This is a genomic window from Streptomyces sp. NPDC042346 (assembly GCF_055581845.1).
Genome location: NZ_JBVJEH010000007.1, coordinates 446500 through 467469 on the forward strand (window position 1 = coordinate 446500; position 20970 = coordinate 467469).

The window sequence follows — 20970 nt, forward strand, 5'->3', positions numbered from 1 at the left end:
TGAGCCAGGGGACAGGAGCCGACGCATGCGTCCGCGATGGAGTGACGACGACCGGCCTCGTGACGAGGTCGCGCCACAGGGCAGCGCGGACGGCGACGCCTACGTCTGCCCGCCCGTCCGGGGGACCGGGCCCGGACGGGCTCCGGACGGGCGGCTGCTGCTCGCCGGCGAGGGCCACGCGCTCCGGGCGCTCACGGCGGCCGCGGAGCGGGCCGGGTGCCCTGACGTCCGGGTCCGCCGGACGGACGAGGGCGGTGCCGAGGCTCTCGGCGGCCTCGCGGAGTGGGCGGAGAGGGAGAGGCTCACGGCCGCCGACACCGTGCTTCACGTCGCGCGTTCGACAGCCGAGTTGGCGGCCACGGCCGACCGGTGCGCCGACGTCGGGGCCTGGCTGGGGCAGGTGCTGGTGCACGAAGACGAACTGTGGACCGGTCCGCTCGGTCCCGCGGACCGCACCGCCGCGGCCTCGGCCTGGCGGCGACTGCGCGGTTTTCCGCCGCAGGGCCGGCTGGACGGGCCGGTGGGCACCGCGCCGGACGGCTTCGGCGCCGCGCCGGTGGGCGGTGCGGTGGACGGCCCCGCCGGCGCGGTGCTCGCCGTCGGGCGGACGGAATGGATCGCCGACCGGCTCCTGAGCGCCTGGCTGGGCCGCGGCGGCGCAGGGGTGGCGGGCGCCGTGGAAGGGACCGGGAGCGCCGGAGCCGCAAGAGCGGGAGGAGCGGGAAGCGTCGGAGCCGCGGGAGCGGGAGAGGCCGGAGCCGCTGGAGCGGCACGGGTCGGAGGCGTCGCAGGCGGCCTCGGGCACCCCGAAGAGCCGTACCTCGTGCGTACCGACGTGCGGACGTCGTCCAGCAGCCGGCACCCCGTCGTGCCCCTGCCCCGGCCCGCTCGATCGGCCACCCGGGCCAGTACCGAGACGGGGGCGCGGGTCGCGTTCCTCGGGCGGATCGGGGGTGCGGCCGTCGAGCCCGCACGGCTGTTGGAGCTGATCGACGCCGTGGCGGACGCCCGGACCGGGCTTCTCGGTCCGGTCCCGGAGGCTACGCCGGGGCCGACCGGCCTGTGGGGGTGCGCGGTCGCGGTGCCCGACCCGTTCGGGCCGCTGCCCGCCGAGGCGCCGGGTGTCACCGTGTGGGGTCACGGGCGGGACGCCCGGAGCGCCCGCCTCGCGGCCCTGCTCGACGCGCTCGCCACGTACGGGACCCTCGCCGCCGCCCCGAACGCCCGGAGCGGTCGTGAGGTCTGGGGCCTGGACCTCGTCACCGACCGGCTGCGCCTGGTCCCCGCGGCCGAGGCGTACCCGGCCCCGGCGCCGGGCACGCCCTACCGGCTGCCGGCGGGCGCGGCGGCCGGGCTCACCTGGGCGGCCGCGGTGGAGGCCGCGCTGACCGGGCACTGCGAGGTGCTGGTGACCCACCGACTCGCCCAGCCGGGCGTACGCGTCCCCCGGCTCGCGCTCCCGGGTCACGGGGGCCCCGCCGCCCTCCACGCGTTGCGTGCGGCGGGTGAACCCGTCGCCCACGACCTGTCCGCGCTGCTCTCCGTTCCGGCCTGCGCGATCCGGCTCGGGGACGACACCGTCGTCGCCGTCGCCGCCACATGGAGCGAGGCCCTTGCGGCCGCCGCGGAACGCGCCCTGATCGCCCGGGAGAAGGGCGCCCCTCCCACCGGCCCCGCCGTCCCGACCGTCCCCTCCGTCACACCGGACCGGGAGGCGGCCGCCCGGCCGCTCCCGGTGGAGGACGGGGTGTCCGCGCGAGCGGGGCTCGTCGAGGTGCTCCGGGCCCAAGGGCGCACTCCCGTCGCGGTGTTGCTCGACCACGATCCGGAGGCCGTCCGCCTCCTCCCGTATCTTGTCCATGTGGCGCTGCTTGATGGCTGACGCCCCCTCATGCCCGGTTCGGGCCCGATGCCGGGCACGGGTTCGCGGGAAACATTCCCGGGGGCAGGTGCCGCTTCCTTGCGGGCCGTGTAATGATCTCGTGACCGGACGCCTGGCGTCCGGCGACTGTGCGACGGGGGGTCGCGAAGACGCGAGTGCAGAAGGCAGGATCCATGGGGGGGTCGATTCGGTTCAGCGTGCTCGGAGCCGTGTCCGTGCACCGGGGCGAGACGCCGATCACCATCGGTTCTCCCCAGCAGCAGGCCCTGCTCGTGGCGCTGCTGCTGCGCTCCGGCCGGGTCGCCTCCACGCACGAACTGATCGCTTCGGTCTGGGGCGAGGAGCCCCCGGGCTCCGCGCTGGCGAGCCTGCGCACCTACGTGTGGCGGCTGCGGCAGCTCCTGGAGGAGGACTCCGCCGCACCTCGGCTGCTGCTCTCCCAGCCCGACGGCTACCGCATGGTGGCGCCGCCGCTCTCGGTGGACCTGCACCGTGCCGAGCAGCTCGCCGCCGAGGCCGGCCGGGCCCGGGCCGGGGGCGACGACGAGGCCTGCGGGCGGCTGCTGGCCGAGGCGCTCGGCCTCTGGCAGGGCGCGCCGCTGGCGGGAGTGCCCGGCCCCTACGCCGAGCAGCAGCGGGCTCGTTTCACCGAGCTGCGGATGGGGCTGGAGGAGGAACGTTTCGCTCATGAGCTGCAGGCGGGCCGGTACGGCGCGGTCATTCCCGACCTCACCGTGTTCACACAGGAACACCCGCTCCAGGAGCGGCCGTACGGCTTTCTCATGCGCGCCCTGTACGCCTCCGGGCGGCAGGCGGACGCGCTGGCGGTCTACGCGCGAGCACGCCGTGTCCTCGCCGAGGAACTCGGCGTCGACCCCGGTCCCGAACTGACCGCGCTGCACGAACGGGTCCTCGCGGGCGACCCGCTCCTCGACGTCTCGGTCCGCGGCACCGCGCCGGCCGCAGCCGCCCCCGAGGCCCCCCGCGACCCGCGGAGTCCCGAGGATCCGCAGCCCTCCCCGGCGCTTCGGACCGTCGAACCCGACACCGGCACCACTTCCGCACCCGACCCCGAGTCCGCCGCACCGGTTCTGGCCCGCCCCGCCCAACTCCCCGCCGACGCATTCGACTTCACCGGCCGCGCCGAACAGGTCGAGGAGTTGAGCCGGGTCCTCACCGCCCCGGATCGGACCTCGCTCCCGGTCGCGTCCATCAGCGGCATGGGCGGCCTCGGCAAGACCACCCTCGCCCTGCGGGTCGCCCACCGGATCAAGCACGAGTTCCCCGACGGGCAGCTCTACGTCGATCTGCGCGGCAGCGGTCTCGAGCCCGCCGACCCGTCGGCCGTCCTCGGCAGCATGCTCGCCGCGATGGGCGTGCCGCCGCACGCGCTCCCGGTCATGACCGACGACCGCGCCCGGCTCCTGCGCACCCTGCTCGACGGCCGGCGCATGCTGCTGCTCCTCGACAACGCCCGGGACCCCGCCCAGGTGGGCCCGCTGCTGCCCGGCTCGGCCGGCTGCGCCGTGATCGTCACCAGCCGGACCCGGCTCGTCGGCATCCCCAGCGCGGTCACCGCCGTGGCCCTGGACGTTTTCGCGGCCGACGAGGCGATCGAGCTGCTCACCGCGATCGTCGGCGCCGCACGCGTGGAGGCGGAGCCCGCCGCAGCGACCGAACTGGTGACCGCGTGCGGACATCTCCCGCTCGCCGTCCGGATCGTGGCCGCCCGCCTCGCCGCCCGGCCGCGCTGGCAGATCGAGACCATGACCCGTCGGCTCGCCGACGAGCGCCGCCGCATCGGCGAGCTCCGCGCCGGTGACCTGGCCGTCGCGGCCACCTTCGAACTCGGTTACCGCCAGCTCCCGCAGGAACAGGCGCGCGCCTTCCAGCTCCTCGCCCCGGTCGCCCGGCCCAGCATCGGACTGGGGGTGGCCGCCGCGGCCCTCGGTCTCGACCCGTACGACACCGAGGAGATCCTCGAGTCCCTGGTCGACGCGGCCATGCTGGAGGCCCCGCAGCCCGGCCGGTATCGCTACCACGACCTCGTCTGGTCCTTCGCGCTCCAGCTCGGCGTGTCGCCGGGCGACGGCGGTGCCGAGGCCGGCATCCCCGTGCTGCCGCCGCTCCTCGACCACCTGCTGGCCGCCGGGCGCGCCGCCTTCCAGTGCATGGTGCCCGGCGACCCGGACGGAATCTTCCTCACCCCCGGCTCCGTGCCCGCGCCTCACTTCGCCGGGTTAGCGGCGGCCCGCGCCTGGGTGACCGCCGAGTTCGAATGCCTCACCAACGCGGTGATGCTGGCCGCCCGCAGCCCCGCCGGGGCGGCCCCGCGGATCCTGCGCGTAGCCGCCGACCTGCTCATCGCCCTCACGCCGTTCGGCAAGGACATCCCGTACGGGCAGCTCGCCGCCGCCGCGCAGGCGCTGGCCGAGACCGCCGCGCTGCGCGGCGACGACCATGTCGCAGGGCGGGCCCGCTTCGTCTGCGGGAACGCCGCCCTGCAGAGCGTCCGGCTCGCCGAGGCCGAGCTGTTCACCCGGCTCGCAGCGGAGGCCTGCGAGCGGGTCGGCGACCGGGTGATCCTCCGGCAGACGCTCAACGACCGGGGTCTGATAGCGCAGTTCCAGCACCGCTACGAGGACGCGGTGCACTGCTACGACCAGGCGATCGAGCTGGCGGAGAAGCTCGGGCACCGCTCGGGCGAACTGGTGACGCGGCTCAACGCGGCGCAGGCCCGGCTGAGCGGCGGCCGCGCCGAGGAGGCGCTCGTCGCGTGCGCCGAGGCGCTGGCCGCGCTGCGGGAGGTCGAGGACCATCACGGCGCCGCCTACGCGCTCTACGTGCAGGGCATGGCCCTGCACGAACTGGGGCGGTACGACGAGGCGGTCGCGAGCCACACCCGGTGCCTGGACCTGTGCGCGGCCTGGCAGATCCGCGGACAGGAGGCGCAGGCCCGCTTCCGGCTGGCCGAGACCCTGCGGACCACGGGCCGCCGGGAGGAGGCCGTCAGGGAGGCGAGCCGTGCGCTGGTGCTGTGCGAGCAGCGCTGCGCGGAGCGCGACCAGGGGCTCGCCCTCCTGGTGCTCGGCCGTACCCTCGCCGACCTCGGCGACTCCGGGGTCGCGGCGGCCAGGGCCCGGCAGGCCCACACGCTGTTCACCCGGCTCGGGCTGCCCGACGCCGACCACGCGGCGGCCCTCCTCACAGCCCTCGGTGAACCCCTGTGAAGCTGCCCCCGGCCCTCCGGCAGGAACGATATATCCGCAGCTCAGAGCGCATATCCAGGATTTATCCAGCGTAGATCGACAGTTGGCAGAGTCTCACTCGGCAGCACGAACGACGAGCGAACGGAAGACCGAGACATGCGAGCGATCACCTCCACCACCCGCACCGCCCACACCCTGCGCACCGCCTGCGTCGCGGCCACCGCGCTGATGCTCGGCCTCTCGGTTCTGGCCGTCGCCGAACAGCAGCTCTCGGCCCCCGCGCCGAGCACCGTCGTGGCCGACGGCCCGATCGTCACCGACCCCCAGGAGGAGTGGAACAGCCGCGGCTGACCACGTCGGCGCGGTCCGTCGCGGACGACGGGGACGGACGGCGAAACGAACGAGCATGCATGGGGGAGTCATGACGGGTGGTAGTCCGGCGGCGTTGGCGGAACGAGACGTCGCCACCCTGGTCCGTGCCGCGCGGACCCGCAACGGGGTCAGCCAGCGGGACCTCGCCGAGAAGTCCGGGATCGGTCTGCGGACGCTCCGTGAGATCGAACGGGGCCGGGTACGCGCCCCGAGATCCGGATCGCTGCGCAGAATCGCCGAAGCCCTGGACGAACCCGCGCTGCTCGCGCAGGTCGGTGCCACGGCCGGTGCCGAAGGGGAGGTCCCCGAGGACGCCCCGCTGGTCCTGAAGATCCTCGGCCGGCTCTCCGCCACGCGCGGCGCGGCCGAACTGCTCACCGGAACGCCGAAGCAGCGGACCCTGCTCGGACTGCTCGCGCTCCAGGCCCATCAGGTGGTCGAACGCGACGAGATCATCGAGGTCCTCTGGGACGGCGAACTGCCCGACACGTTCGGCCAGTTGATCCACACCTACATCTCACGCATCCGGCTGATGCTGGAGGCGCACACCCTGCCCGGCGCCGGCCGGACCGCGGTTCTGCGGCGCGGCGGCGGCTATGAGCTCCGGATCGAGGGGGACAGTCGACTCGACGTCCTGGAGTTCGGCCGGCTGACGCACGAGGCCGCGCGGGCCCGTGCCGGCGACGACCCGGTGCACGAACAGGCCCTGCTCGCCGAGGCGCTGCGGCTCTGGCGCGGGCCGCTCCTGGAGGGCGCCCCGCCACGGCTGGCCCGCCACGCCGCCGCCGTCGAGCACGCCCGCCTGCGCGTCGCCTCCGCGCTGCGCCTCGCCGATCTCGCCCTCGCCCGCGGCCAGTACGAGGAGGTGCTCGCCCAGCTCGGGCCGATCGCCCGGCACGAGATGCTGCACGAGGGCCTGCACGCTCGGCTGCTCGCCGCGCTCGCCGGTTCCGGCCGCCGGGCGGAGGCGCTGGAGCTGTTCGCCGCGGTCGACCGCAGGCTCCGCGTCGAGAGCGGCATCGAGCCCGGTGCCCAACTCCGCGAGGCCCAGATGGCCGTGCTGGGGGAGGACGCCCCGGCCGCGACGGCGAGGACGGCGCAGCCCGCCGGCCGGTCCGACGCGCCGAGCTCCGTCCAGCTGCCGCGGAGCGTCGGGGACTTCGTGGGCCGGGCCGAGCACTTCCAGGTCCGGCAGTACCTGACCGGGCAGGGGCCGCTGGCCGCGTTCGGCGCGGCCCCGGTCGCCGTGCTCCACGGACCCGTCGGCGTCGGCAAGTCCGCCCTGACCGTCCAGATCGCCGCGGCCGTCTCCCGCCACTTCCCCGACGGCGTCCTGCATGCCCGGCTACGCACCGGCACGCCCGACGAGGTCCGCACCGTGCTGCGCGACTTCGCCCGGGCGCTGGGCGTGCCGACGGCCGGGCTGCCCGCCGGGCAGGCCGAACTCGCGGCGCTCTACCAGGAGTCCGTCGCCGGCCGCCGGGTCCTGGTGGTCATCGACGACGCACCCGGTGAACGCGCCGTCCGCCCGTTGCTGCCGTCCGGCCCCGGCGGCGCCGCGCTGCTGGCCGGCCAGATCCCGCTGTCCGGTCTGGAGGGCGCCCAGCCCTTCCGCGTCGAGCGCTTCACCGCCGACCAGTCCGTTTCCCTGCTCGCCCGGATCGCCGGTGAGCGGCGGGTGCTGGCCGAACGGACGGCGGCCGAGACCGTTGCCGAGCTGTGCGACGGGATCCCGCTGGCCGTGCGGATCGCGGGCATGCGGCTAGCCGCCCGCCCGCACTGGACCCTCGCCCGGCTGGCGGACCGGCTGGCCGACGAGGAGCGGCGGCTGTCGGAGCTGGTCGCCGGAGACCTGTCCGTACGGGAACGGCTGACCTCCGCGTACGAGGGCCTGGACCCCGTGCTCCGCGACGCCGTGCGCGCCCTCGCCCGGTCCGCGGACCGGGCGTTCACCCCCGCAGGAGCGGCCGCCGTGCTGCGCTGCGGCGGACGCCAGGCGGAGGACCTCCTGGAGCGGCTTGTCGACCACCATCTGCTCGACCCCCCGGCGGGCGCCGGCGAGGAGTACGCGATTCCGCCCCTCGTACGCCTCCACGCCTGGGAGCGATGAACGGCGTGAGGGGACGGTCGTCGATGCCCACCGTCCCCGTCCCCTCACGCGTCCTTCACGGCGGCGGAGCGCTCACGCGTCGCGGGTGCGGAGCGTCAGCCAGCCGCCGACCGCCGCCGCGGCCGCCCACACCGCCATGACCAGCACCCCGGTCATGGGGCTGTAGGGCGCCGCGACGGCGGGGTCGAGCCGCAGCCCGTACTGGCCGGCCCGGTCGGGCAGGTACCAGGCCAGCTCCTTCAGGCCGGGGATCTCGGCCAGCACGGGTGAGACCAGGAACAGCACCGGGACCAGGACGCCCATGGAGAGCATCAGACTGCGCAGCATCGCCGTGAACCCCATGCACATGACCGCGAGCAGCGGGAAGTACAGGGCCCCCACCACGATCGCCCGCACCGTCCCCGCATCGCCGAACGCCGTGCCGTGCTCGCCGAGCAGGCGTTGGGAGAGGAAGAACGTGCACAGCGAGGCGACCACGCCGGCCACCAGGGCCAGCACCGCCCCGACGGTCAGCTTGGCCGCGTACATCAGGCCGCGCTTGGGCACCACCGCCAGCGAGACCCGGATCGCGCCGTTCTGGTACTCGTTGCCGACGACCAGAACGGCGAAGGCGATCACGACGACATGGGCGAAGAGGATGCCGTAGTAGCCGAGCTGCACCGGGTCGAAGCCCGGGCCGTCCGCCTCCTCGGGGCCGACCGACCCCGACACGCCGGCGCCGATGGCGACGAGCAGGGCCGCGGCCAGCGGCAGCGACCACAGGACCGGACGCACCGAGCGGATCTTCGTCCACTCCGAGCGGAGCACCGCGTTGACAGACATCGTCAGACCACCTCTCCGAGGGGTCGCCCCCCGTACTCCACCGAATCGGCGGTCATCCGCATGAAAGCCTCTTCCAACGAGTCCTCGACCTGGACCAGTTCCAGGACGGCGGCCCTCTCGTGAGCCGCGATCCGGCCGACATCGGCGGCCTCCGCCGCGTGCACCTCCAGCGCGCCGTCGTCGCCCGGCACCACCCGCAGCCCCTTGCGCACCAAGGCCTCGCGCAACCGCTCCGGCTCGTCGGCCCGCACCCGCACCCGGGAGCGGCCGTGCTCCGCGGCGAACTCGGCCATGGACACGTCCGCCAGCAGCCGGCCCCGGCCGATCACGACCAGCCGGTCCGCAAGCAGCGCCGTCTCCGTCATCAGATGACTGGAGATCAGCACCGCCCGCCCCCGCGCCGCCAACCCCTTGAGGAAGTGCCGCAGCCAGCGGATGCCCTCCGGGTCCAGGCCGTTGACCGGCTCGTCGAGGATCAGCACCTCGGGGTCGCCGAGCAGAGCCGCGGCGATGCCCAGGCGCTGACGCATCCCCAGCGAGAACCCGCCGACCCGCCGACGGGCCGCGGACTCCAGGCCGACCTGCTCCAGCACCTCGTCGACCCGCGCCCGCGGCATGCGCCCGGCGTGGGCGATGCAGAGCAGATGGTCGCGCGCGGTTCGTCCCGGATGCGCCGCGCCGGCGTCCAGCAGCGCGCCGACGTGGCGCAGCGGCTCGACCAGCCGGCCGTACGGCCGTCCCGCGATCAGCACCTCGCCCGCCGTGGGCCGGTCAAGCCCCAGGATCATCCGCAGGGTGGTCGACTTCCCCGCACCGTTCGGGCCGAGGAAGCCGGTGACCGAACCGGCCCGCACCTGGAAGGTGAGACCCTGCACCACCGTCCTGTCGCCGTAGGCCTTCACCAGACCCCGTACTTCCACGGCGGGTGCGTCGCCCGCACCGTGCGCCGTTCCGTTGTCCCTGTTCATGTCCCCAAGCCAATCGTCCGGCGGCCCCGGACGGATCCCCCGACGGCGGGAGTCACCTCCCCCCGGGGAGGGAGCTGATCCACATGAGACGTCTGCCGTCGACGCTCCACGACGCCCTGCGCCAGGGCCGTACGTACGCCCGCGGGCTCCATCTGCTGCTCGGCGGGGCCGTGGGACCGGTCTGCGTGCTGGTGTGGCCCGGCATCACCGACAACCTGGGCCGTACCCTCGCGGCCTGCGCCCTCGTGCCGGTGGTCCCCCTGCTGCTGCTCGGCCTGGTGCCGGGGACGCGGCGCGCGGAGGGCATCCAGGCGCGGCTGCTGCTCGTTCCGGACGACGAGAACGACATCGGCCGTGCCCCGGCCCGGAGTCTCTCCGACCGCCGGCGCACCAGCGTCTGGCTGGTGCTGCGCTGCTGGTGGGGACTGCTCGTCGCCACGGTCGTCGCCCAGCTGCTGTCCGTCACGGGAACGCTGGCGTCCGCGCCCGCCGTCGAGGGGGCCCGGACGATCCTCGGCGTCACCATCCCCGGCGGCCACCGGCACATCTGGTACCTGGGCCTGGTGCCGCCGCTGCTGCTCGCCGCGTTCGTGCTGGTCGTATGGGCCGGGCACGTCCAACTCGCCCTCGCGCGACGGCTGCTGGGCCCCTCGACGGCCGAGCGGCTCGCGGAGGCGGAGCGCCGGGCGGACGAACTGCTGGCCCGCAACCGGCTCGCGGGCGAACTCCACGACTCCATCGGCCACGCCCTCACGGTCACCGTGCTGCAGGCGAGCGCGGCCCGCGAACTCATCCACACCGACCGAGACTTCGCGATCCGGGCGCTGACCGCCATCGAGGACACCGGCCGCCGCGCCATGGACGACCTGGAGCGCACCCTCGGCTATCTGAAGGAGGACGAGCTGGCCGCCCGCACCGTCCGGCCCACGCTCGCGGACATCGGGCAGCTCCTGGAGGCCAGCCGCGCGGCGGGCGTCACGGTGCGCTCGCGCACCGCCGCCGAGGTCGACGCCGTGCCGGGCGTCGTCTCCCGCGAGGCGTACCGCATCCTTCAGGAGGCGCTCACCAACGCCATGAAGCACGCGCCCGGTTCACCCGTGGACGTCGACCTGGACGTCACCGGCGAACAGGTCCGGCTCACCGTCGCGAACCCGCTGGTGGAGGAGGCCCCGCGGGCTCCCGGCACCGGCAAGGGGCTGCGAAGTCTGCGGGAGCGCGCCGCACTGCTGGGCGGCCGGGCCACCGCCGGAGCCGCATCGGGGCGCTGGACCGTCAGCGCCCGCCTTCCCCTACGGTTGGGATCGTGATCATGGACATCTCCGTACTCCTCGTCGACGACGAGGAGCTCGTCCGGGCCGGCATGTCGGCCATCCTCGGCAACGCCGAGGGCATCACCGTGGCCGGCGAGGCCTCCGACGGCTGCGAGGTGGTGCCGCTCGTCCGGAGGCTGCGCCCGGACGTCGTCGTCATGGACGTACGGATGCCCACCGTCGACGGCATCACCGCGACCCGCGATCTCATGGCCGCCGTCGCCGACCCGCCGAGAGTCCTGGTGATCACCACGTTCGAGCGGGACGACTACGTCTACGAGGCGCTCAGGGAAGGGGCGTCGGGGTTCCTGCTCAAGCGGTCCCGGCCCGCCGAGATCGTCCAGGCCGTCCGAACCGTGGCGACCGGGGACTCGGTGCTCTTCCCCGCCGCGATCCGCTCGCTGGTGGAAGGGCGTCAGGCCCGAGAGCCGGGCGACGCGCTGGCCCGCGCCCAGCTCACGGAGCGGGAGGCGGACGTGCTGCGGCTGATGGCGCGGGGGATGTCCAACGCGGAGATCGCCGCGCAGCTGTTCCTGGGGGTGCAGACGGTCAAGACCCATGTCAGCGGCACCCTGGCGAAGCTGGGGGCGCGCGACCGGACGCAGGCGGTGGTCCTGGCGTACGAGTCGGGGTTCGTCGGCGTGGGCTGAGAAGGCTCCGGGGCTCCCGGGGCCGACGGCATCCGTCAGCCGACGAGGTCCTTCAGGCGGGAGACCACCGTCGCCTCGGACTCGCCCTCCTGCGGCACCGGCACGACCTGGAGATGGGTGACCCCGGCCTCGCGGTAGGCGTCCAGGCGATCCCTCACATAGCTCTCCGTGCCGCAGATCGTGGTGGCTTCGAGCAGTGCGGCGGGCACGGCGGCCGCGGCCCCGGCCTTGTCGCCGGCCCGGAACAGCCGCTGGATCGTCTCCGCCTCACGGGCATAGCCGTACCGGCTGACCAGGTCGTGGTAGTAGTTGTGGCCGGGCGCGCCCATGCCCCCGACGAACAGCGCGAGCTGGCCGCGGGCCAGCTCCCGGGCCCGCTCGGCGTCCGGGCCGATCGCGAGCAGACCGCCCGCCGAGATCTGGAGCGGGCCCAGCTCGGGCGCGCGGGTCGCGGCGCCCTCCTTGAGCGCAGGCCCCCACACCCGGTCGCACCACTCGGGGACGAAGAACAGCGGCAGCCAGCCGTCGGCGGTCTCGGCGACCATCCGGACGTTCTTCGGGCCGAGCGCGGCCACCCACACCGGGACGGACGGGCGGACCGGCGGCGTCAGCAGCCGCATCGGCTTGCCGAGGCCGGTGCCCTGCCCCTCGGGCAGCGGCAGCGTGATCGTGGACCCCTGGTGACGCACCGGCTCGTCCCGCCGCCAGAAGGCGCGCATGACCTCGATGGTCTCGCGGGTCCGGGCCACCGGCGCGGCGTACGGCACCCCGTGCAGACCCTCGACGACCTGCGGGCCCGAGGAGCCGAGGCCGAGGTGGCAGCGTCCGCCGGACAGGGCGTCGACGCCGGCCGCGGTCATCGCCAGCAGGGCGGGCGTCCGGCTGAACACCGAGAGGATGCCGGAACCGATCTCGATCCGCTCGGTGCGGGCGGCGAGGAAGCCCATGAAACTGGGTGCGTCGTAGCCGTACGCCTCCGGCACCCAGACCAGGTCGAGGCCGGCCCGCTCAAGTTCGGCCACCTGGCCGGCCGCGGCGACGATGTCGGTGTCGTACTTCAGCTGCATGGAGATCTTCATGGCGGGGGCTCCGGGGGTGCGTCGGCGGGGTGACGGGACGTCAGAGGCGGGATTCGACAGCACGCGTCAGGCGCGCGGTGCGTCGAGGCGGGGGAGGGCGCCCTCGGCGATCAGCTCCCGGACCCGGAACTTCTGGATCTTCCCGGAGGCGGTCAGCGGCAGCCCGTCCGCGAGGTACCACCGGGCCGGGATCTTGTGCGGGGACAGCTGCTCGCGGCAGAGGGCGACGCACTCCTCGACGTCCGGGCCCTCCGGGCGGTCGGCGGCGGGCAGCAGCACCGCGGCGACGATCTCGCCCCACCGGTCGTCCGGCACCCCCACCACCAGGGCGTCGCGGACGCCGGGCAGCGTGCTGAGGAAGGACTCGACAGGCCCGGGCGCGATGTTCTCGCCGCCCCGGATGATCAGGTCGCTCAGCCGGCCCTCGATCCGGACCGCACCGGTCGCGTCCATCGAACCGAGGTCCCCGGTGTGCAGCCAGCCGTCCGCGTCCACCTTCCGCGCGGTGGCCTCCGCGTCGCCGTAGTACGCGAGGAGCTGCTGGTAGCCGCGGGCGCAGATCTCGCCGGGGACGCCGAGCGGCTGCACCCGGCCGGTGTCCGGGTCCACGATCTTGCACGCGACGTGCGGCAGCGGCCGGCCGACGGTGCTGGTCTTGTCCTCGGCGGTGTCGTCCGGCCGGGTCAGGGTGACCACGGAGGCCAGCTCGGTCTGTCCGTACAGGTTGAACACCGTGGTCGAGAACAGTTCCTCGGTCTCGGTGATGAGCTGCGGGCGCACCGGCGCCGCGCCGGTGAGGACGGAGGAGAGCCGGGCCGGCGCGCCGTCGGCGGAGCGTGCCACGTCGTTCAGGGCGGTCAGCACCGTCGGCACACTGGTGAGCACCGCGCCGGGCGAGCGGCGCAGCACCTCGAAGAGGACCTTGGGGTCGAAACGCTCCAGGAGCGTGAAGACGCCGCCGCTCCACAGCGGCCCCAGGCAGGAGATGACACAGCCGGCGGTGTGGAACATCGGCAGCGGGGAGACCACGGTCGCGCCGTCGTGGACGCCGAGCCCCTCGAAGGTCAGCCGGGCCACGTTGACCACGGACCGGTGCGAGAGCAGTACCGCCTTCGGGTCGCCGGTGGTGCCGGAGGTGAACTGTATCTGCGCCGGGACGGCGGCGATCTCCTCCTGAGAGGGCAGCGGCGCGGCACCCCGCAGCGACTCCCACGCGGCGAGCGGCACGACGTGCCGCAGACCCGGCAGGTCCGGCGTCACCGCCCGTACCGTCCCGGCCATGTCGTAACCCCGGACGGCGTCGGCGTGGATCAGCATCTCGGCCTCGGAGGTGCGCAGGGCGTGCGTCAGCTCGCCGGCCCGCAGCGCCGGGTTGAGCGTCACCAGCGTCACCCCGGCCAGCGCCGCCGCGTACGCGACGATCGGCCACTCCGGGACGTTCGGCGCCCACAGGGCGACCCGCGCGCCGAGTCCGACGCGCTCCCGCAGCCCGCCCGCCACGCTCTCGGCCTCGGCCAGCAGCTCGGCGTACGTCCAGCGGCGCGGGGCGCCGCCGTCGTCCGGGACCGACTCCAGGGCCGGAGCGTCCGGTCGGCCCGCGGCGACCTCGCGCAGCAGGGAGCCGACGGTGTGGTCCGAGAGCGGCGCCTCGGTGTCCGCGGGGCGGAGCGACTCGACGAGAGGGGTCTCGATGTGCGGAACGCCGGCGTGCGGGGTGCCGGTGCGCGGGGCGGCCGGTGCGGTGCTGACCTGCATGGTGACTCCTCGGCGGTGGGCTGCCGGTCCGTCCGGCGCTGGTCCCATCCCACCGCGCGGGCCCCTGACGCCGGATCCCCCGGCGGCTGGAAGCCGTTCCCTCCCGGGAGGGAACCGGACGGGGGAGGCAGGAACCGTGCAGATCCCGTCCAGGGCCGGCCGTCCGGACGCCGGTAACGTGCGCCCGCTTGTGCCCGCCCTCGACCGGAGGCCGCGGGGGCGAAAGGAGTCGCAGGTGGAAATGACGGCGGGCTGGCCGGCCCTGGACGGCATACGGGTCCTCGATCTCTCGCGGTTGCTGCCCGGCGGATTCACCACGGTGCTGATGGCCGACCTCGGCGCCGACGTGGTCAAGGTGGAGAGCCCGGACGGCGGCGACTACGGCAGGCTGGTCGAGCCGGAGACGTTCGCGGCGCTCAACCGCAACAAGCGCTCCCTCGTCCTGGACCTGCGTGACCCGGCCGGGCGGGACACCCTGCTGCGTCTGGTGGAGCGCAGCGACGCCGTGGTGGAGAGCCACCGGCCCGGCGTCCTCGACGCCATGGGCCTCGGGTACGCGCGGCTGCGCGAGGCCAACCCGCGGGTGGTGCTGTGCTCGATCACCGGCTTCGGACAGCACGGCCCCTACGCCTCCCGGCCCGGCCACGACCTCAATTTCCTCGCACTGGCGGGCTTCTTCGCCGTGCCGCACCGCCCCGGCGAGCGCGTCGACCGGGTGGGCCTGAGGATCGCCGACCTCGCCGGAGCGATGTACGCGGCGCTGTCCACCGCGGTCGCGGTCGCCTCCGCCCGCGCCACCGGCCACGGCCAGCACCTCGACGTGTCGCTGCACGAGGCGGCCGCCGCCTGGGCCGGACCGCTCGCGCTGCCTCTGCGCACGCTGCCCGACCCCGCCGACAACCCCCTGGTCACCGGCGACAACGACGTGTTCACCGCCGCCGACGGCGGCCGGATCGCGCTCGCGACCTTCGAGGACAAGTTCTGGCTGACCTTCCGCACGGCCTTCGCCGGGGAGTTCCCCGAGCTCGACGACGACGCGTACGACCGCCGCGCGGCGCGCACCCGGGCCCGTGGGCGGATCCGGGAGCTGCTCACCGGCGTCTTCGCCCGCCGCGACCTGGCCTGGTGGTGCGCCGCGCTCGCCGGCCTGGATCTGCCCTGGGCGCCGGTGTACGAGACCGCCGACGCGTTCCTGGCCGACGTACACGTCGCCGCCCGCGACCTGGTCGGGTCTCTGCCGGGGTCGCCGACCGAGGAGCCGCGCCGGCAGGTCCGCTTTCCCGTCCTGTTCGGCGCCGGACTCGACTCGCTGCGCGGTGCCGCCCCCGGGCACGGCGAGCACACCGCCGAGATCCTCGCGGAGCTGGACCGATGAGCGGGCGCGGCGCGTTCGCGGAGAGCGCCGAGCACCGGGCGCTGCGGGAGGCCGTCGCCGCGTTCGCGCGCGGCCGGGGCGGCGCCGGTCCCGACCCGCGCTCCCCGAAGGAGCTGTGGGCGGAGGCGGGACGGCTCGGCTACCTCGGGGTCAACCTGCCGGAGGAGTACGGCGGCGGGGGCTGCGGGATCACCGAACTCTCGCTCGTCATGGAGGAACTCGGCGCGGCCGGCAACCCGTTGCTCATGCTGGTCGTGTCGCCCGCCATCTGCGGCACGGTCATCAGCCGCTTCGGCACCCCGGAGCAGAAGCGCCGGCTGCTGCCCGGACTGGCCGACGGCTCCTCCCGGATGGCCTTCGGCATCACGGAGCCGGACGCCGGGTCCAACTCCCACCGGCTGACCACCACCGCCCGCCGCGACGGCACGGACTGGCTGCTCACCGGCCGGAAGGTCTTCGTCTCCGGGGTCGACGAGGCCGACGCCACCCTGATCGTGGGCCGGACGGCGGACGCCCGCACCGGCCGCCTCAAGCCGTGCCTCTTCGTCGTCCCGCGCGACACCCCCGGCTTCGCCCACCACGAGATTCCGATGGAGCTCAGCGCCCCGGAGAGGCAGTTCGAACTCGTCCTGGACGACGTACGGCTGCCCGCCGACGCGCTGGTCGGCGAGGAGGACGCGGGACTCCAGCAGCTCTTCGCCGGGCTGAACCCCGAACGCGTCATGATCGCCGCGTTCGCCGTCGGCCTGGGCCGGCACGCCCTGGACAAGGCCGTGGACTACGCCCGTACCCGGCAGGTGTGGTCGACCCCGATCGGCGCCCACCAGGCCGTCGCCCACCCGCTCGCCCGGATCCACGTCGAGCTGGAACTCGCCCGGCTGATGACCCGCAAGGCCGCCGAACTCTACGACGCGGGCGACGACATGGCTGCGGGCGAGGCCGCCAACATGGCCAAGTACGCCGCCGCCGAGGCCTGCGCCCACGCCGTCGACCAGGCGATCCACACCCTGGGCGGCAACGGCCTGACGACCGAGTACGGGCTCGCCTCGCTGCTGACGCTCTCCCGGGTGGCGCGGATCGCCCCGGTGAGCCGGGAGATGATCCTCAACTTCGTCTCGCACCACACCCTGGGGCTGCCGAAGTCCTACTGACCTCGCCCCTGCGTACGACCGTGGCCCCGCCGGGAAACCGGCGGGGCCACGGTCATGAGGGTCCGGACGCGGCGGGGGGCCGTAGGGCGGGGATGCCGTACGGCCCCCTGATCAGTGGGCCAGGGAGAGGCCGACGCCCTGCTCGACGGCCCGCGCGTACACGGCGGCGGCCAGCGCGATGTCCTGGACGCCCATGCCGAACGGGTTGATCACCACCCGGTCGTCCCCGGCGACCGTCCGCGCGTAGTCACCGGCGAACAGCTCGGGCAGGGAGGCGTCCACCGAGCGGCCGCCCGCCGGGGCGGCGGTCCCCGGGCCGGCGACGCGGCCGGCCCGGGCCAGCTTGCCCAGCAGCCGGTGGTCGTCGTCGACGACCAGTTCCCAGTCGTCGACGAACAGGTGGTCGCAGCCCAGCAGCAGGCTCTCCGCCGCGTCGTCGAGGGACACGTTGACGAAGGTCCCACCCGTCGGCACCCAGTCCAGCTCCACGTACGGCTCGGTGGTCGTCGTCACCGCGACCGTCACCTGGGCCCGCTCGACGGCGGTGCGGGCGTCCGCGGTCACCGTGACGGCGACCGCCGGGTCCACCGCGCGCCAGCGGGCGGCGAGCTCCTCGGCCCGGCCGGCGTCCTGGTCGTGTACGAACAGCTCCTCGACGCCGGTGCAGGCGCTCGCCAACAGCTCCCGGTGGACCTCGGCCTGCCGGCCGCAGCCGAGGAAGGCCACCCGCCGGACGGCCGCCAGGTCTCGTACGGCGCGCAGCGCGGCGATCGAGACGCCGGCCGTGCGCAGGGCGCTGATCCGGCCGCCCTCCATGATGCAGACCGGCCGCGCGGTCTCCGGGTCGTCGAGCACGACCAGCCCGGCGGCGCGCGGCCGGCCGAGGCGCCGGTTGCCCAGCGAGGCGTTGATGATCTTGCAGCCGTAGGCGCCGCCCGCCCAGCCGGGCAGGATGAGGCTGCGCGCCGACGCCCCCGACGGCGTGGTCCAGCGCAGCGCGGCCTCGGGGGTGAGCCCCGCCTCCTTGCGCCGGTAGGCGAGCAGCGTGTCGTGTGCCAGGTCGGCGACGGGCAGCCCGTCGCAGAGCCGGGCCACGTCGGCGCTGTCCAGATAGGTGAGCGTCGTGTCGTCGTGCGGGGGCATGGGTGCGTCCCCTTCCGGGGGTTCGGCCGCATTCGCGGGTTCGGCGGGGTGGGCACGGGCGGTCACCCGGCACGCACCCGGTCCAGCAGGTCCAGGGCCGCGCGGATCTCCCCGGTGCAGCCGGGGCCGCCGTCGGCCGGGGTGTCGCGGAGCTGCGGGTACTTCTCCCCGCTGTCCGGGCAGACGCAGGCGATCTCCCGGAGCGACGGGTCGAGGAGCGCCCGGGAGACGGCGGCGAGCACCGCGGCGCCGCCGCTGCCCCCGAGCGAGATCCCGGTCCTCCGGGCGATCAGCGCGCAGGCCGCGGCGGCCGCCTGGTCCGTCAGTCGCACCGTATGGTCCACGTGATGCGGCTCGACGAAACCCGACACCTGTCCGGAGCCGAAGCCCATCAGCTTGAACGGCCGGTCGGCGGGGGTGCCGCCGAGCGCCGAGGACCCCACCGCGTCGACCGCGACGACCTGGGTGTCCGGGGCGTGGTCGCGGAAGAACCGCGCGATCCCCGCCAGCGTGCCCCCGGTCGACACGGCCACGGCGACCGCGTCGAACCGGCCGTCCGGCGCGGCCTTCATCAGCTCCGCGGCGGTCTGCCACTCGTGCACCCCGGGGTTGGCGGGGCTCTCGTACTGGTTGGTCCACACGGCATCGGAGCCGGCCGCCACGATCTCCCGCACGGCCTGGAGCCGGGCCCCGAGGGTCCGGCCGCCCGGCACCTCGGGCACGGTCACGACATCGGCGCCGTACCCGCGCATCCGCGCGACGCTGGCGGGCGGCGTGCTCGGCTCGACCACCAGCGTGCAGCGGTAGCCGCGCTGCGCGCAGAGCCCGGCGAGCGCCACGCCCAGGTTTCCGGAGGTCGACTCGACCACCCGCGTCCCTGGACGCAGCGCCCCGCTCGACTCCAGGGCGTTCAGCAGGGCCTCCGCCGTACGGGCCTTGATCGACCCGAAGGGGTTCTCGGCCTCCAGTTTCAGCCAGATCCGCACGGTCCGGTCGCCGACCGGGACGACGACCGGTCGCAGGGGTGTGTCGCCGATGGCCGCCAAGGGCGCGACGAGAGCTGTGGTTTCGGTCATGGCGCTCAGTCCTTGAGGCTGTCGACACGGGCCGTCGGCTGCTGCCGCACGGGCGGGACGGTCCGCTGGGGACCGATGTCGGCGAGGTCGTAACCGTGCGGGTAGCCCGGGTACGTCCGCGCGGTCGGCCGGGTCATCAGCCGCGCCATCAGCCGCGGCGCGACGCGCTCGGCCCCTGCGTGGCCGAGCAGCCCGGCGCGGTGGACGGTCCGCACCCAGCGGGGCGGGACGGGCAGGCCGAGGGCGTCCAGCGCCGGCGCGTCCAGCCGGCACGGCAGCGTGGCCACGACCAGGTCGCTGACCGGGCGGCGGTACCAGGACGCGTACAGGTTCAGGATGTTGGTGCCGACGCGGTGGTTGCTCGCGGCCCGCTGGAAGCGGGCCCGTTCGTACTCGCGGTTGAACCGCTCGAACGACTGGTAGTCGGTGGGGAGTTCACGGATGTTCATCCGCTTGCCGACCCCGGTGAAGAAGTAGAAGGCGGCCAGCCGCTCCGTCTCGGAGGTCCGCCGCCAGGCCCAGCGGTCGATCCAGCGGACCGGCTCGAAGACGAAGGTCGACAGGACGTACAGCATGTCCTCGTTGGCGATGTCGAACCTGCGGTGCGCCTGGTTGATCTGCCGGATCGCCTGGCGTCCGCGCGTGGAGTCGTAACCCCCGCGCACCAGTTCGCCGAGCAGGATCCGGGTGTCGTCATAACGTTTCTGCGCGCGCAGGGCGAACTCGCCGCTGCCGTCCAGGACGTCGGAGATGGCGGGCACGCAACAGGTGCGCCAGATCGCCACCTCCAGCCCCCGGCCGTAGTCCCAGGGGAACTCGCGGTCGGAGGATATGCGGTGGATCTCCTGGTGGTCCGCCTTCGGGTCGAGGGTCTCCAGATGTCTGAGTGTCGCGTAACGGTCTCGCATGGGTACCCCGTTCACGGTGGGTCACGGTGGGGGAAGTCGGTCGAGGGCGCGCGCCTACAGCGGAGTGGAGCCCGCGGCGCTGGTGACCTCGGGCCGTGTGGGGTCGAACCGCAGCGTCTCGAAGCGCCACTGGAGCTGGCCGGTGAGCCAGCTCCGCAGCCCCGCGACGTGGCGCTCCAGGCTGTCCGCCGGGAAGAGCGCGCGCTGCGCGGGCGTCAGGAGCTCCGCGAAGGAGGAACTGAGCTCGGTGAAACGGTCGAAGCGGCCCTGGACCATCTCCCCGACGGCGTCCGCGGCGGTCTGCAGGTCCGTGCCGTGCGCGTGCCGGTGGACCAGGACCAGGTTGTGCGGGTCGCCGAGCAGCGCCTCCTTCTCGCAGCTGAACAGGTCGTTGGTCCACAGGTCCGCGTCGGACAGCGCCGCGTTCATCTCGGCGAACGCCGGCAGCGTGTAGATCTCCTCCGGCACCTCGAAGTGCGTGGTGACCTCGATGAGGTCGAGGTACGGCATGAGCGCGCGGCCGCGGTGGGCGATGTACTCGTCCAGGCCGGGGACGCGGCCCGTGAGCCGGTTCTCCGACTCCCACACGCAGGTGTCGAAGAAGGCCCCGATGTGCGCGGCGAGCCGTCGGCGCCAGGCCGGTGAGGTCAGCGGGGCGGTGCGGCGCCACAGGTCCGCGTAGGCGGGGCGGAACACCTGGGTGAGGGAGTGCGCCGCCGGGCCGGGGTCGTCGTCGACGGAGCCGTCCTCGGTGAACCAGCCGAGCACCTCGTCGCAGACCTCGCGCAACCGCTCCGGCTCCGTGCCGAGCGAGGTCTCGTCGAACTGGTCGTCCAGGACGAGCATGCAGCTGATCCAGTCGGTCACGAGCTGGAGCTCCTCGGCGCCAGCGTGCGGGTACGCCCTGCCCATCAGGGTGCCGAGCAGGGAGCGCTCGTGGTGGCGGCGGGCGGCCTCGTCGGGGGCGAGGCCGAAGCGGGCCACGAAGGCCCGGGCTCCGGCCTCCGCCCGGTCGGCGAACGGACTGAGCTCCGGAGGGAACTCCACATGGATGTGCGGCATGCGCAGGGGCACGGTGTCACCCGTCGTTTCGAGTCGCGGTGCAGGGATCAGGGGTGCGGGGGCGTGGGGCGTGGGGGTGGGGGTGGGGGAGAAGCGGG

General features: G+C 74.5%; 16 protein-coding genes. 8 read left to right on the top strand and 8 right to left on the bottom strand.

The genetic code is table 11. The features are described 5' to 3' along the window. Positions 1-25 precede the first annotated feature (25 nt). From ACZ6K0_RS27985 to ACZ6K0_RS28000, 4 genes are all read left to right on the top strand, one after another. A complete protein-coding gene (locus tag ACZ6K0_RS27985) occupies positions 26-1882 on the top strand; it encodes a hypothetical protein (RefSeq protein WP_469232257.1) in 1857 nt (618 codons plus the stop codon). Between the two features lie 173 nt (positions 1883-2055). Continuing rightward, positions 2056-5112: an AfsR/SARP family transcriptional regulator gene (locus ACZ6K0_RS27990; RefSeq protein ID WP_469232255.1), complete on the top strand. Its 3057-nt coding sequence runs from the start codon at positions 2056-2058 to the stop codon at positions 5110-5112. A gap of 135 nt (positions 5113-5247) precedes the next feature. Continuing rightward, positions 5248-5442 carry a hypothetical protein gene (locus tag ACZ6K0_RS27995; RefSeq protein WP_376396259.1) on the top strand — a complete coding sequence of 65 codons (195 nt, stop codon included), beginning with the start codon at positions 5248-5250 and terminating at the stop codon, positions 5440-5442. Positions 5443-5512: 70 nt separating this feature from the next. Next, positions 5513-7573, top strand: a complete 2061-nt coding sequence (locus ACZ6K0_RS28000; RefSeq protein WP_469232253.1) for a BTAD domain-containing putative transcriptional regulator — start codon at positions 5513-5515, stop codon at positions 7571-7573. A gap of 72 nt (positions 7574-7645) precedes the next feature. On the opposite strand, the gene ACZ6K0_RS28005 is transcribed toward ACZ6K0_RS28000, so the two are convergent. Together ACZ6K0_RS28005 and ACZ6K0_RS28010 are read right to left on the bottom strand one after the other, a co-directional pair. Continuing rightward, entirely contained in the window at positions 7646-8395 is a 750-nt protein-coding gene (locus ACZ6K0_RS28005) for an ABC transporter permease (protein WP_376396253.1), read from the bottom strand. A 2-nt stretch (positions 8396-8397) separates the two neighbouring features. Further along, positions 8398-9363, bottom strand: coding sequence for an ABC transporter ATP-binding protein (locus ACZ6K0_RS28010; protein ID WP_469232251.1), 966 nt, complete (start codon positions 9361-9363; stop codon positions 8398-8400). Positions 9364-9446: 83 nt separating this feature from the next. Here ACZ6K0_RS28010 and ACZ6K0_RS28015 point away from each other — a divergent pair, with 83 nt between their 5' ends. Then, positions 9447-10670: a sensor histidine kinase gene (locus ACZ6K0_RS28015; protein WP_376396247.1), complete on the top strand. Its 1224-nt coding sequence runs from the start codon at positions 9447-9449 to the stop codon at positions 10668-10670. A gap of 2 nt (positions 10671-10672) precedes the next feature. Continuing rightward, positions 10673-11323 (top strand): response regulator, encoded by a 651-nt coding sequence (locus ACZ6K0_RS28020; RefSeq protein ID WP_376397256.1) that lies wholly within the window; start codon positions 10673-10675, stop codon positions 11321-11323. 35 nt (positions 11324-11358) lie between these two features. Here ACZ6K0_RS28020 and ACZ6K0_RS28025 read toward each other — a convergent pair whose 3' ends face one another. Both ACZ6K0_RS28025 and ACZ6K0_RS28030 read right to left on the bottom strand, forming a co-directional pair. After that, positions 11359-12402 (bottom strand): LLM class F420-dependent oxidoreductase, encoded by a 1044-nt coding sequence (locus ACZ6K0_RS28025; RefSeq protein ID WP_376396244.1) that lies wholly within the window; start codon positions 12400-12402, stop codon positions 11359-11361. A gap of 66 nt (positions 12403-12468) precedes the next feature. Continuing rightward, complete coding sequence (locus tag ACZ6K0_RS28030; RefSeq protein ID WP_376396241.1) at positions 12469-14157, bottom strand: class I adenylate-forming enzyme family protein; 1689 nt, start codon at positions 14155-14157, stop codon at positions 12469-12471. Positions 14158-14398: 241 nt separating this feature from the next. On the opposite strand from ACZ6K0_RS28030, the gene ACZ6K0_RS28035 reads away from it, so the two are divergent. Continuing rightward, positions 14399-15532 (top strand): CaiB/BaiF CoA transferase family protein, encoded by a 1134-nt coding sequence (locus ACZ6K0_RS28035; RefSeq protein ID WP_376397253.1) that lies wholly within the window; start codon positions 14399-14401, stop codon positions 15530-15532. Then, a complete protein-coding gene (locus tag ACZ6K0_RS28040) occupies positions 15529-16683 on the top strand; it encodes an acyl-CoA dehydrogenase family protein (protein ID WP_376396238.1) in 1155 nt (384 codons plus the stop codon). The genes ACZ6K0_RS28035 and ACZ6K0_RS28040 overlap by 4 nt, the downstream gene beginning before the upstream one ends. Positions 16684-16794: 111 nt before the next feature. Here the strand turns inward: ACZ6K0_RS28040 and ACZ6K0_RS28045 are convergent, their stop codons facing one another. From ACZ6K0_RS28045 to ACZ6K0_RS28060, 4 genes are all read right to left on the bottom strand, one after another. Beyond that, complete coding sequence (locus ACZ6K0_RS28045) at positions 16795-17826, bottom strand: ornithine cyclodeaminase (RefSeq protein ID WP_376396235.1); 1032 nt, start codon at positions 17824-17826, stop codon at positions 16795-16797. A gap of 62 nt (positions 17827-17888) precedes the next feature. Then, positions 17889-18902: a cysteine synthase family protein gene (locus tag ACZ6K0_RS28050; RefSeq protein ID WP_469232248.1), complete on the bottom strand. Its 1014-nt coding sequence runs from the start codon at positions 18900-18902 to the stop codon at positions 17889-17891. A gap of 5 nt (positions 18903-18907) precedes the next feature. Continuing rightward, positions 18908-19810 carry an oxygenase MpaB family protein gene (locus ACZ6K0_RS28055; protein ID WP_376396231.1) on the bottom strand — a complete coding sequence of 301 codons (903 nt, stop codon included), beginning with the start codon at positions 19808-19810 and terminating at the stop codon, positions 18908-18910. A gap of 54 nt (positions 19811-19864) precedes the next feature. After that, complete coding sequence (locus ACZ6K0_RS28060) at positions 19865-20872, bottom strand: terpene synthase family protein (RefSeq protein ID WP_469232246.1); 1008 nt, start codon at positions 20870-20872, stop codon at positions 19865-19867. Between the last annotated feature and the right edge of the window lie 98 nt (positions 20873-20970).